This is a genomic window from Deinococcus arcticus, assembly GCF_003028415.1.
Taxonomy (GTDB): Bacteria; Deinococcota; Deinococci; order Deinococcales; family Deinococcaceae; genus Deinococcus; species Deinococcus arcticus.
In genome coordinates this window covers 87,151-99,357 of sequence record NZ_PYSV01000002.1, presented here as the reverse complement: position 1 = coordinate 99,357, position 12,207 = coordinate 87,151, and the positions used below count along the sequence as shown (strand labels likewise).

Sequence of the window (12,207 nt, the reverse complement as noted above, 5' to 3'; positions counted from 1 at the left end):
GCTGAGGGCGTCTGTATCCCCCATGGGGGGATTTGAGAAAAGGCCGTAAGGGAGGAACGCGATGCTGAAAACCATCGAATTGGGCGTCCAGGGCATGACCTGCGCCAGTTGTGTGGGACGGGTGGAGCGGGGGCTGGGCAAGGTGGAGGGGGTGCAGGAGGCCAGTGTCAATCTGGCCACCGAGCGCGCCACTGTCACCTACGACCCTGCTCTCACCAGTCCACAGGCGCTGCTGGCGCGGGTGCAGGACGTGGGCTATGAGCCGGTCACCGCCCAGGCCGAATTCGGGGTGCAGGGCATGACCTGTGCCAACTGCGTGGGCCGCGTGGAGCGGGCGCTGCTGCGGGTGAACGGCGTGCTGGGCGCCAGTGTGAATCTGGCCACTGAGCGCGCTGCGGTGACCTACCTGCCCCAGAGCGTGGGCCCAGGTGCGCTGAAAGCGGCCATCCGGGACGCGGGCTATGAGGTGCTGGACGCCCCCACGCCAGCGGCCCAGGAGGACCAGGCCCGCGAGGCGCGCGCGCGCGAGGTGGCTGAACTGCGCCGGCAGGTGACCTTCAGCGCCCTGTTCGCCGCGCCGCTGCTGCTGCTGGCCATGGGCCCCATGCTGATTCCGGCCCTGAACGACGCACTGATGACCACCTTTGGGCACGGCGTGATGACCACCCTGAACTGGGTGATGCTGGCGCTGGCGCTGCCCATTCAGTTTGGGCCGGGGCGGCGGTTCTACCGCCTGGGCTGGAAAAGCCTGCGGGCCCGCTCGCCCGACATGAACGCCCTGGTGATGATCGGCACCACGGCGGCCTTTGCCTACAGTGTGGTGGCCACCGTGGCCCCGGGCCTCTTTCCAAGAGGCACGGCCCATGTGTACTACGAGGCGGCGGGCGTGGTGATCACGCTGGTGCTGCTGGGCAAGTATTTTGAGGCGCTGGCCAAGGGCCGCTCCAGCGAGGCCATGAAGAAGCTGCTGGGCCTGCAGGCCCGCATGGCGCGGGTGCGGCGCGGCGATCAGGAACACGACGTGCCCACCGACGAGGTGCGCCCCGGCGACCTGATCGTGGTGCGCCCCGGCGAGAAGATTCCGGTGGACGGCGAGGTGGTGCAGGGGCAGAGCTACGTGGACGAGAGCATGATCACGGGCGAGCCGGTGCCGGTGAACAAGCAGCCGGGCGCTGGCGTGGTGGGCGGCACCCTGAACGGCCACGGCGCCCTGACCTTCCGCGCCACGCGCGTGGGCGCCGATACGGCCCTGGCGCAGATTATCCGGCTGGTGGAAACCGCCCAGGGCAGCAAGCCGCCCATTCAGGGGCTGGCCGACCGGGTGGTGGCGGTGTTCGTGCCGGTGGTGCTGGGCATCGCTGCGCTGACCTTTGCCCTGTGGCTGGCGTACGGCGGGCCCAGCTTTGCCCTGGTGACCACGGTGGCGGTGCTGATTATCGCCTGCCCCTGCGCCATGGGGCTGGCCACCCCCACCAGCATCATGGTGGGCACCGGCAAGGCCGCCGAACTGGGCGTGCTGTTCAAGAGTGGCGGCGCGCTGGAGGGCCTGCAGGGGGTGGGCGTGGTGGCGCTGGACAAGACCGGCACCCTCACCCGGGGCCGCCCTGAACTGACAGACCTGCTGCCGGCCGCCGGCGCCGACCGTGCGGCCGTGCTGCGTCTGGTGGCCGCCGCCGAGAGCCAGAGCGAGCACCCCATTGCCCGCGCGCTGGTGGAGGCCGCTGCCCGGCAGGGGCTGGCCATCTCCCAGCCAGAGCGGGTGGAAGCCGTCCCCGGGTTTGGCCTGGACGCGGTCGTACAGGGCCAGCGCGTCCAGGTGGGCGCCGACCGCTACATGGCCGGGCTGGGCCTGGACGTGACCCCCTTTGCCGCGCAGGCCCAGGCCCTGGGAGATGCGGGCAAGAGCCCGCTGTACGCGGCCATAGACGGCCAGCTGGCGGCGGTGCTGGCGGTGGCCGATCCCATCAAGGACGGCAGCCGCGAGGCGGTGCAGGCCCTGCACCGGCTGGGGCTGCGGGTGGCCATGATCACCGGGGACAACGCCCGCACCGCGCAGGCCATCGCCCGTCAGCTGGGCATAGACACGGTGCTGGCCGAGGTGCTGCCCAGCGGCAAGAGTGAGGCTGTGAAAGACCTGCAGGCCCAGGGTCAGCGGGTGGCCTTTGTGGGCGACGGCATCAACGACGCCCCCGCGCTGGCCCAGGCCGATGTGGGGCTGGCCATCGGCACCGGCACCGACGTGGCTGTGGAAACCGCCGACGTGATCCTGATGGGCGGAGACCTGCGCGGCGTGCCCAATGCCTTCGCCCTGAGCCGCGTCACCCTGCGCAACATCCGCCTGAACCTGTTCTGGGCCTTTGCCTACAACATCGTGCTGATTCCGGTGGCGGCGGGCGTGCTGTACCCGGCGCTGGGCTGGCTGCTCAACCCGGTGCTGGCGGCGGCGGCCATGGGCTTTTCCAGCGTGTTTGTGCTCAGCAATGCGCTGCGGCTGCGCGCCTTCCAGCCCCCGCTGCGCCCCGGGCCCCCGCCGCCTGCCACAGTGCCCAGCGGCACGCCAAGCCCAGCGTAAGCTGGCCGGCAGAGGGGGTGGGGGCGGGTGGTCCCTCACCCCTCGTGGCTGGGTACGTCCGGCCAGAAGATCAAGCTCTCCCTCTGTCGCTCTCCCATGTTTCCCGGAGAACCCCGGTATGCCCAAATTGACTGTTGGTCCTTACGTCGCTTCACTCAAGACAGGTCCGGCGCAGGTGCGCGACCGTTCCGCCTTTCTGGCGCGCGCCCGGCTGCGCGACGAGGTGCCCAGCGTGGCGGGGGCCAGCCGCTGGTGGGCCTGGGCGGTTCGTGTGGCAAGCCCGCCTTTTTGCTGCCGTACCTAAGGACGTTGCACCTTACGTTGCGACTGTTCAGAAGAGCACCGAAAAGTCTCCACTCCCGGTGCAACGTCCTTTTTTCGAGACTCGCTCTGCTGCGCAGCTGTTCCAGCCCGCTCGGTTGATCTAAAGATCAACAGCGAGCTACTTAATTCGCTGGACCGAAAAGAACACGCTGGCCCTGGAAGCGGTGGCGGCCGAATTCGACTGCTTTGTGGAATATGGCGCCTGTCCCCACCTGAAGCTGCAGGGCGGCGGCCAGGAGGTGGCGGCCGTGCAGGACTGGAGCACCATGGCCCTCGTCTTTCTGCGCCCCGGCTACGAGCGCGCCGAGGACCTGTTGATTCGCCTGCGCGGCGTGCTGGCCCCGCAGGGGGAGGTGTAGGCGGCGGTCACCCTCCGTCTCTGGGCGCCTCTGCGGCCGGCAGGGTCAGGGTAAAGGTGCTGCCGCCCGGCCCGGACTGGGCGCGCAGGGTACCGCCCATCTGAACAGCCAGGCCCCGGGCAATGGTCAGGCCCACGCCGCTGCCGTCGCCCCGGGTGCGGGCCGGGTCCACGCGGTAAAAGCGCTCGAAAATGCGCTCCAGGTGCTGGGCGGGAATGCCGTGGCCGGAATCGGTGACGCTCAGGACCACCTGCCCGGCTTGGGCCCGCGCGCTGAGGGTGACGTGGCCGCCGCCCGGCGTGGCCCGTAGCGCGTTGGCCAGCAGGTTGGACAGCACCTGCAGGGCCCGCTCGAAATCGGCCAGCAGGGGCAGCGGCCCGGGTGGGGGCGTCACCCGCAGCGCCACGCCCCGGTCCTCGTAGGCGTCGGCAAAGCGCTCGGCAGCGGCCCGCAGCAGTTCGCCGGCCTCGCAGGGGCCCAGGTGCAGGGCCACCTGCCCGGCTTCCACCCGCGACACCAGGCTCAGATCAGCGGCCAGCCGTTCCAGGGCGCGCAGTTCGCGCGTCATGGCCGGTGCGGCCTGTTCGGGGGGCAGCACGCCGTCGCTCAGGGCCTCGGCGTACCCGCGCAGGGCGGCCAGCGGCGCGCGCAGCTCGTGGCCCACGTTGCCGATCAGGGCCACGCGGTCCTGCTCCACGCGGTCCAGTTCGCCGGCCAGCACATTGAAGTGGTGGGCCAGCTGCGCCAGTTCGTCGCGCCCCTCTTCAGGCAGGCGCCGCGCGTAGTCCCCGCCCGCCAGGGCCTGACTGCCCCCAGAGAGCAGCCGCACCGAACGCACAATGCGCTGCGAGGTGAGCAGGGCCGTGCCCGCCGCCACCAGCGCCGCAAAGGGCAGGGCGGCCAGCAGCGCGCCGGTCAGGGTGCCGCGCATCCCGCGTTCCAGGTCCGGCTGCAGCGCCCGGCCTTCCGGGCCCAGCAGCGCGACCATCTGCTGAACGTGGTGGTGGTAAAAGGCGGGCGCGCTCCACTCGGCCAGCCCCAGCAGGGCGCCCAGGGCCAGCACGGTCACCAGCAGGTGCCCCAGAAAGAGGCGGGGAAAGAGCCTCATGCGGGGGCGCCGGGCCGGGCCGCCCGGGGCGCGCTCATACGGATGCCGTCCATGTCCGGCACATCCGGAAAGAAGGGGATGGTCCGCGCCTGCGGAGCCTCTCAGGGCCAATGCCCGGAACTCCGTCTTGGTTCCCTCGGCCTCTGGTCGGCAACATTCCATAGGACGTTACAGAATTTTCCGGACCCCGTATCATCCGTCCTCCCGGAAGCGGTAGCCCACGCCGCGCACCGTTTCGATGAACCGGGGGTGATCGGGCTGCTCGCCCAGTTTGCGGCGCAGGGCCGCCATCTGCACGTCCACCACCCGTTCCACACCAGGAAAATCGGGGCCCCAGACCCGTTCGAGCAGCCGGGCGCGCGACCACACGAAGCCCGGGTGGCGCGCCAGGGTCAGCAGCAGATCGAACTCCAGTCGGGACAGGGTCAGCTCCTGGCCGTCCAGGCGGGCGGCCCGGCGCCCCTCGTCCAGCCACAGCCCAGAGACCGCCACGCTGGCCCCCAGGCGGGCGCGGCGCAGCAGGGCGCGCACCCGGGCGACCACCTCGCGCGGGGAAAAGGGTTTGGTCACGTAGTCGTCGGCGCCCGCGTCCAGACCACGCAGGCGGTCTTCTTCCTCGCCCCGGGCGGTCAGCAGCAGCAGCGGAAAGTCCGGGTGCGCGCGCCGATGCTGCCGGGCCAGTTCCAGGCCGCTCTGGCCCGGCAGCATCCAGTCCACAATGGCCAGATCGGCGCTGGCCAGGGCCTGCCGGGCGCCCAGGCCGTCGCGGGCTTCCAGCACCGTGTGGCCCTCGGCACGCAGGTAGGCCCCCAGGATGTCCAGAATGGCGGGGTCGTCGTCAACAATCAGGATGCGGGCCATGCGTCTGTTCCCAGAGTAGGGTGCCCGGAGGCACGCCGCTTATTTCTGGCGCAGCAGCCACACCTGAAACGCGTACAGTTCCGCCGCCTGCCCCGTGATGATGTCGCGCGAGAGCTTCAGGATGCGGCTGTCCCCGCTGTTTTGCAGGGCGAGGCTGGCCATCTCCAGCGCCGAGGCGTGGTGCGGCCGCATGCCCTGCACAAAGGCGCGGTCCGGGTTGGCGGCCGTCTTCAGCGGCGCCACCATGCCTTTCATGTGCCCGGCCATCTGGTCGCGCCGCGCGGTGTCCACGCCGCCCAGGCCAGAGAGCCACCCCGTCATGACCGAGATTTCCCGGCTCTGGTCGCGAATCACGGCAGCCACCCAGGCTTTCACCTGCGCGTCTTTCACCCGGCCCTGCACCGCGCGGGCCATGTCCACGGCGCCCTGGTGGTGGGCGATCATCATGGACAGGTAGGCGCGGTCAAAGGCGCGCCCGCTGAGGGTGGCCAGCCCGGCCGGGGCGGCTTTGGCCGTGGCTGGTGCTGCGCCGTGCATGCTGTGGTCGGCCTGGGCCTGCGCGGGCAGGGGAGAGAGCAGCAGCGCCAGGGTGGTCAGGGCCAGAGGCTTGAAGGTCATGGCCCCAGGCTAGAAGAGGCGTGTTCAGGTTCTGTAAACGTGAACGGGGGCCCCGTCAGGGTGTGGTGGCGGCCGGGCGGCTGGCCCCGGGCCCCACAATCTGCGGCAGCACGTCCTGCAGCCGCTGCATGGACAGGCCAAAGACGGTGCGGGCCGGTTCGTTGGGGGCCGAATTGCCCTCCTTGAGCATGGCGTACTGGTCGCGCGTGATGGGCGGCTTGGGCAGCACCTGCATCAGCGGCACGGCCAGATTCATCAGGGCCAGGGGCACCGGCACGATGGGCTTGCGTTTGCCCAGGGCCTGCAGTTCCAGTTCCAGCAGCTGCCGGAAGGTGAATTCCTCGGGGCCGGTCAGGGCGTAGGTGTCGCGCAGGCCCACCTCGCCCCCGGCGGCTGTGGCAAAAGCGCGGGCCACGTCCGCCACGCCCACCGGCCGGAAGGGAAATGAGCCGTCACCAATCTGCGGCACCACGGGCGCCGTGCTCACCAGTTCGCGCAGCACCCGCCCAAAAAAGTCGTCGCCGGGCCCAAAAATCAGGCTGGGCTGAAAGATGGTCCAGCGCAGGCCACTGGCGCGCACCAGCGCCTCGGCCCGGCCCTTGGAACTGGAATAGCCGCTCTGGCTGTCCTCGCGGGCGCCCAGGGCGCTCATGTGCACGTAGCGCGCGCCGCGCGGCGTGGCGGCCAGCACGTGGCGGGTGCCCTCTACATGCACCCGCTCGAAGGTCTGCGCGCCCGTCTCGGCAATGATGCCCACCAGATGCACCACCGCCGCCGGATCACTGGCCGCCACCGCCCGCTCCACGCTGCCGGGGTCGGTCACGTCCAGCTTCAGGCCGTGGGCGCCGCCACTGGCCTCGCCGCGCCTGGACCCGGCCCACACCATATGCCCACGCGCGACCAGTTCGCGCACCACCGCCTGTCCCACGAAGCCGCTGGCTCCGGTCACGAGTATGTTCATGCGTCTCCTTGTGGTTCTTCGGGCGCGCGGTGCAGCTGCGCGGCGATGATCTGCGCGGCGCGCGGCGCGTCCGGGCCCGCGTACAGGCCGCCCAGTTCGGCCGCCAGTTCGGGGCGGGCGTTGAGCAGCGCCCCGCCCAGAAACAGCGGCGCGCCCAGGCCGTCCAGATCGTGCAGGTGCGCGCGCGTGGCGGCCAGGGCCCACTCACCGTTCAGGGCCAGCAGCACCGCGCGGGCCCGGCGCAGGCGGGCAAACACGGCCAGATCGCCCAGCGGCACGTTGGCGCCCAGGTACGCCACCCGCACGCCCCGGCGCCGCAGCGCCAGGGTGAGCATCATCAGGCCCAGTTCGTGCGATTCGCCCGGCGCGCAGGCGGCCACTGCCAGCGGCCCGAAGCCTTCTTGCACGCCGGCCAGTTCCATCAGGTGCGACAGCCGGGCGCGCACAAAGGCGCTGGCCTGATGTTCGTGGGCCACCGTGATTTCGCCGCGTTCCCACCGCTGCCCGATCTCCACCAGTGTGGGGGAGAGCACGGCGGTCAGCACGTCTTCCACTGGCAGCTGCGCGTGAATCTGGCCCAGCAGGGCCGCCGCGCCGTCCATATCCGAGGCCAGCAGCGCCTGGGTCAGCCCGGCGCTCCATTCGGCGGGGGTGCGGCCCAGGCGCTCATCGGGGGGCGGGGCGGCGTCCGGGGCCAGTTCGGCGCAGGTGAGCGCGGCGGCGCGGCTGGCCGGCACGCCCGCATTCAGGTGCGCCTGCATGCGCTGAATGGCCGCCACGTCCTGCGGCGAATACAGCCGGTAGCCGCTGGCGTTGCGCTCGGGGTGGGGAAAGCCGTAGCGCCGTTCCCACTGCCGCAGGGTGGTGGCGGGCACGCCGGTTTGCGCCTCAACCTCCGAGGCGGTAAACATGGCGGTCTGTGACCAGCCGGCCGGTGTGCTCATCGTGCTCATTGTGCGTGTTGCTGGGCCTGGAGACCGTAAGCAGGCCCGCAAGCGTGCCCGGCGCGGGGCATCTGCCTGCCCGGGGCGCGTAGCATAAGCAGCCGTGTTCCGCTCCTCTGCCGCCCGCGCTTCCCTGCCGCTGCGCCGGGTGCTGGTGGTCTCGCGCCCGGCGCTGTGGGTCAACACTGTGGGCACCCTGGTCACCGGCACGTGGCTCAGCGGGCATCTGTACAGCCTGCACCCGGGGCTGCTGGCGCTGCTGGCGTACCTCACGCTGCCCTTTAACCTGCTGATCTACGGCCTGAACGACCTCTTTGACCGCGAGGAAGACGCCCGCAGCAGCCGCAAGGGCGGCTGGCAGGGGGCGCGGCTGGCCGCGCACGAAACGGCGCCGCTGCTGCGCGTGACCGCGTGGCTGAATCTGCCGGCCCTGGGGGCGCTGGCCCTGCTGCTGCCGCCGGCCGCCACCGGGGCGCTGCTGCTGTCGGCTGCGCTGTTCGTGGCCTACAGCCTGCCCCCGCTGCGCCTGAAGGCCCGCCCGGTGCTGGACGGCCTGAGCAACGTGGCCTACGCGCTGCCCCTGGCGCTGCCCGCCCTGGTGCTGGGCGAGCGCGTGCCCACATGGCCGCTGCTGGCCCTGATGGCGTACTCGGTGGGCAAGCACGCCTTTGACGCCGCGCAGGACATTCCTGCTGACCGGCAGGCAGGCACGCGCACCGTGGCCACCCTGCTGGGGGCCGGCGGCACGGCCGGGTACGCCCTGGCGTGGTTTGCGCTGGCGGCGGCGCTGCTGTGGCCGGTGTCGCGCCTGACCGCCGGGGCGCTGCTGCTCACCTGCGGCGGCATGGCGCTGGCGCTGGCCCTGAACCCCACCCCGGCGCAGGCCGCGCGGCTGTACCCCCTGAGTATCGTGACCCCCTGGATCGTGGGCGCGGTGGCCGGGGTGCAACTGGTGTACCTGCTGGCGCGCGGGCTGTGGCCATGAAGGGGGAACCCAGCAGCCGCTCGGTGGGAATTCTGGGGGGCGGGCTGGCCGGGCTGGCCCTGGCCGCGCTGCTGGCCGGGCGCGGCCACCGGGTCACGGTGTACGAGCGTGACCGGCTGGGCGGCAAGCTGCGCCGCCTGCAGGTGGGGGCCGTGACCTTCGACACCGGGCCCAGCCTGTTCACCTTTCCGGCCGTGTGGCAGGCGTATCTGGCCCGGCTGGGCGAATCTGACCCTCTGGACCTGCGCCCGCTGCCCGGCGGCCTGGGGGTGCACCACACGCCCCACGGCCCGGTACCGCTGCCGGTGCCGCCCACCCACGCGCTGTGGCCGGAGTGGCAGCGGTACGTTCAGGCGGCGGCCCCCCTGCCCACCCACCTGCCCACCCTGCTGACCACCCCGCCGCGCCTCACCGACCCCGCCTTCGTGCGCGCCAGCGCGGCGCTCTGGCGGGCCACGGGCGGGCACCTGACGGCCAGCGGCTGGCTGCGCGCCCAGCGGCTGCCCCCGGCGCTGGCCCACGCGGTCGCCACCCACGCCCTGAATGCCGGGCTGTCACCCCAGGACGCCCCGGCCCTGTACGCGCTGATTCCGGCGCTGGTGGGCCGCGAGGTCTACCGCCCGGCGCGGGGCATGGGCGCCCTGCTGGACGCCCTGAAAGGGTGGGCAACGGCGCGCGGGGTGGTCCTCCGCGAAGGGCAGGGGGTGGAGGTCGTGCGGGGCTCCACCCTCCAGCTGGCCGGGGGTGAGGTGGCCTGCCATGACCTGCTGGTGAGCGCCCTGGACCCGGCGCGGCTGGCCGCCCTGCGCGGCGGGTCGGTGCCCTCGCCCGTGGCCCGGCGCACCGTGAGCGGCGCCGCCCTGTACGCCGAGTTGCCGCAGCCCGCGCCGCTGCCCGCCACCAGTGTGGTGCCGCCCCACGATTTCGCAGTGTTCCGGCGCTGTGTGCGCGCGGGCGCGCTGCCCCCCAGCACCCTGGCCCTGGTGCATGCCGAGGGCCGGCGCCTGAGCGTGCTGCTGGCCGCGCCCGCCACTGGGGCCCCGCTGACGCTGGCGCATTCCTGGGTACAGGCGCAGATCCGGCAGGTGGAGGCGGCGCTGGGGGTGCCGGGGCTGTGGCGCTCGGCGCGGGCGGCGGCGGCCCTGCCCCCGGCCCACTACGCGGCGGGCGGCCACCCGGGCGGGGCACTGTACGGTGCGGCGTTGCCCCCCTGGCGCGGGGGGCCGCTGCACCCTCAGCCCTATCAACTGGCCCCGGGGCTGTGGCAGGTGGGCACCGGGGTGCATCCGGGCGGCGGCCTGCCAGCGGTGCTGGGCGGCGCCCTGATCGTGGACACGCTGCTGCACGCCAAGCTTCAGGCCGGGTCAGCCTGAAGCCGTTACCCTGCGGGCATGCGCACGCTGCTCACCGTCCTCCTGCTGTCTTCCCCGGCAGCCGCTGCTTCCCTGTCCGCGTCGTTCACGGTGCCCGGCCACGCGCTGGGCAGCTTTGGTCAGCCGGAATCGGCCACCGAGGAGCCGGGTGGCGGCGCGGCGTGGTCGGCCGACGGCGCGCAGGTGTACACCCTGGACACCACCCGCATGCTCCGGCGCTGGCGTCTGGGGGACGGCGCCCTGCTGGACCAGCGCCGCCTCCCGGCCCCCGCCGCCCTGCCGGATGCGGGCCCGCTGCCCACCACCGCGCTCCACCTGAACGGACTACAGGCCGGGGCGCTGCGCCTGGAGGCCCGGGGCTTTCGCAACACCCAGCCGGCCGCGCTGCACTACGCGCTGAACCTGCGCACCGGGGCCACGGCGCCCCAGCAGGGTTGCCTTTCCAGTCGCCGGGCTCTTCAGGTCTGCGCTGGGGGCACCGTGCTGCGCGCCGAGGGCGGCACCCTGACCTGGACCACCGCCGGGGCTACCCGGACCCGCGCTCTGCCCGGCGGGCGCCTGCAGGCCGTGGCCCTGAACCCCGGGGGCACCCAGGCGGCCCTGCTGCTGACCGAGCCCCAGGCCGACTGGGGCACCCACGGCCGCGCCGCCCTGCTGCTGTGGGGGGCGGGCGGGCTGCGGCGCGTGGCGCTGGGCCCGGTGCTGTCGGGGACCCCCGCCCGCCTGAACTGGACCCCGGCCGGCTGGCTGCTGGCCGCCCCGGTCCACGATCCCCGCACCGGGGGCGTGCAGGCCGGTGAGTGGCTGAGCCTGCACCGCCCGGACGGCGTGCGGCGCTGGCAGCTGGCCCCCGGCGCCGGGCTGCGCGGCATCTGGCCCTCGCCCGGTGGCCAGCACTTTGTGACCCTGCGGGCCGGCAGCGTGCCCGAGGTGCGCCGCACGGGCGACGGCGCGTTGGTGCGTGGCCTGGGCGAGGCGGTGGTGGCGGCCGTGCCCCTGGCCGGTCAGCGCGCGCTGCTGGCGCTGCGGCAGGGGGGCGGCGCGGGCCGGGTGGCGCGGCTGGAGGGCGGGCGCCTGCACACCCTCAGCCGCCAGGGGGCTGCGGCCCTGGCGGCCCACCCCGACGGCCAGCGCTTCGCCGCCGCGTCTGGCACCGAGGTGCGGCTGCACCGTGCCCGGGGCGAGGTGGTGCGGCGCTGGACGGCCCCGGCGCCGGTGGCCGAGCTGGCCTTTACCCCGGATGGTCAGGCCCTGAGTGCCTGGATTCAGAACGAGGCGGGCGGGGAGGTGCGCGCCTGGCGCCTGGACGGCACGCCGCTGCCCCTGCCGGCCGGCGCCCTGTTTCCGCTGTCCAGCGTGGCGCTGACCCGCACAGGCGATCAGGGGGGCCCGCAGGCCACCCACCGTGAACGCCTGAGCGCGCAGGAACCTGGGGGGCGGGCGCTGTGGATCACCCCCTGGCGGCGCGGTTCCCTGGCGGCGTGGCCCTCGGCCGATGGGCGCGCGGCGGCCCTGTGGAGCCAGCACCCGGACAGCCAGAGTGACCCGGTCGTCACGCAGTTCTGGCGGGTGAACCTGCGCACCGGACAGGGAGGGCCGGTGCTGAACATGGCCCCCACCACCCGCGACCCCAACAGCGGCTGGTCCCTGGCCGCCCTGCGCGGCGATGGCCGCCGCGCCCTGCTGCGCGAGAGCACCGGCGACGGCTGCGGCTGGGGGCAATATGGGTTCGCGCTGGCCGACCTGTTCATGGGCCGGCGCCTGCCCACCCCCGCAGGACTGGCCACCGGCTTCAACCGCATGGGCGGCTGCGGCTTCAACGTGCCCTTTCCACAGGCAGCCTTTGCCCCCGACGGCCGCCTGTTGGTGCAGGACGGCAACCGCCTGGACTGGTGGACCTTCACGCAGGGCGCCGCGCCGCCTCAGCCAGTTCAGGGAAACGGCACGCCCTGATCAAACGAGTTCCGAAAGATGCTGTCATGTGGTCCGGAATCTTCCCGACCGAAGGGACTCGCAGAGCGGCGCAGCAGAGCAGGAAAGGATGCGGAGGTCCGGGCAGTGAACTGCGCCCAGCCGAAGGCGGGGAACAGCCCCCTTCTTCC

At 72.8% G+C, this 12,207-nt stretch carries 11 protein-coding genes; 6 read left to right on the top strand and 5 right to left on the bottom strand.

What is annotated here, in order from left to right; translation table 11 throughout:
• Positions 1-61 precede the first annotated feature (61 nt).
• From C8263_RS02735 to C8263_RS02725, 3 genes are all read left to right on the top strand, one after another.
• The gene (locus C8263_RS02735) at positions 62-2,572 is read left to right on the top strand and encodes a heavy metal translocating P-type ATPase (protein ID WP_107136581.1); all 2,511 of its coding nucleotides are present in this window, start codon (positions 62-64) and stop codon (positions 2,570-2,572) included.
• A gap of 118 nt (positions 2,573-2,690) precedes the next feature.
• The gene (locus C8263_RS02730; protein WP_199188286.1) at positions 2,691-2,876 is read left to right on the top strand and encodes a hypothetical protein; all 186 of its coding nucleotides are present in this window, start codon (positions 2,691-2,693) and stop codon (positions 2,874-2,876) included.
• 184 nt (positions 2,877-3,060) lie between these two features.
• The gene (locus C8263_RS02725; RefSeq protein ID WP_332888915.1) at positions 3,061-3,255 is read left to right on the top strand and encodes a hypothetical protein; all 195 of its coding nucleotides are present in this window, start codon (positions 3,061-3,063) and stop codon (positions 3,253-3,255) included.
• Positions 3,256-3,262: 7 nt separating this feature from the next.
• Here the strand turns inward: C8263_RS02725 and C8263_RS02720 are convergent, their stop codons facing one another.
• The 5 genes from C8263_RS02720 to C8263_RS02700 form a co-directional block, all read right to left on the bottom strand.
• Complete coding sequence (locus C8263_RS02720) at positions 3,263-4,363, bottom strand: HAMP domain-containing sensor histidine kinase (RefSeq protein WP_107136580.1); 1,101 nt, start codon at positions 4,361-4,363, stop codon at positions 3,263-3,265.
• Between the two features lie 192 nt (positions 4,364-4,555).
• A complete protein-coding gene (locus tag C8263_RS02715) occupies positions 4,556-5,224 on the bottom strand; it encodes a response regulator transcription factor (protein ID WP_107136579.1) in 669 nt (222 codons plus the stop codon).
• A gap of 39 nt (positions 5,225-5,263) precedes the next feature.
• Positions 5,264-5,842 (bottom strand): DUF305 domain-containing protein, encoded by a 579-nt coding sequence (locus tag C8263_RS02710; protein WP_107136578.1) that lies wholly within the window; start codon positions 5,840-5,842, stop codon positions 5,264-5,266.
• Between the two features lie 55 nt (positions 5,843-5,897).
• Entirely contained in the window at positions 5,898-6,803 is a 906-nt protein-coding gene (locus C8263_RS02705; RefSeq protein ID WP_107136577.1) for a complex I NDUFA9 subunit family protein, read from the bottom strand.
• Entirely contained in the window at positions 6,800-7,747 is a 948-nt protein-coding gene (locus C8263_RS02700; RefSeq protein ID WP_233218598.1) for a MerR family transcriptional regulator, read from the bottom strand. Before C8263_RS02700 ends, C8263_RS02705 begins: the two co-directional genes overlap by 4 nt.
• Positions 7,748-7,850: 103 nt before the next feature.
• Between C8263_RS02700 and C8263_RS02695 the strand changes: the two genes are divergently transcribed.
• The 3 genes from C8263_RS02695 to C8263_RS02685 are packed head-to-tail and all read left to right on the top strand — an operon-like array spanning position 7,851 to position 12,058.
• Entirely contained in the window at positions 7,851-8,732 is an 882-nt protein-coding gene (locus tag C8263_RS02695) for a UbiA family prenyltransferase (RefSeq protein WP_107136575.1), read from the top strand.
• Positions 8,729-10,105, top strand: a complete 1,377-nt coding sequence (locus tag C8263_RS02690) for a phytoene desaturase family protein (protein WP_107136740.1) — start codon at positions 8,729-8,731, stop codon at positions 10,103-10,105. The genes C8263_RS02695 and C8263_RS02690 overlap by 4 nt, the downstream gene beginning before the upstream one ends.
• Before the next feature lie 18 nt (positions 10,106-10,123).
• Complete coding sequence (locus C8263_RS02685) at positions 10,124-12,058, top strand: hypothetical protein (RefSeq protein WP_107136574.1); 1,935 nt, start codon at positions 10,124-10,126, stop codon at positions 12,056-12,058.
• The last annotated feature ends 149 nt before the right edge of the window (positions 12,059-12,207 follow it).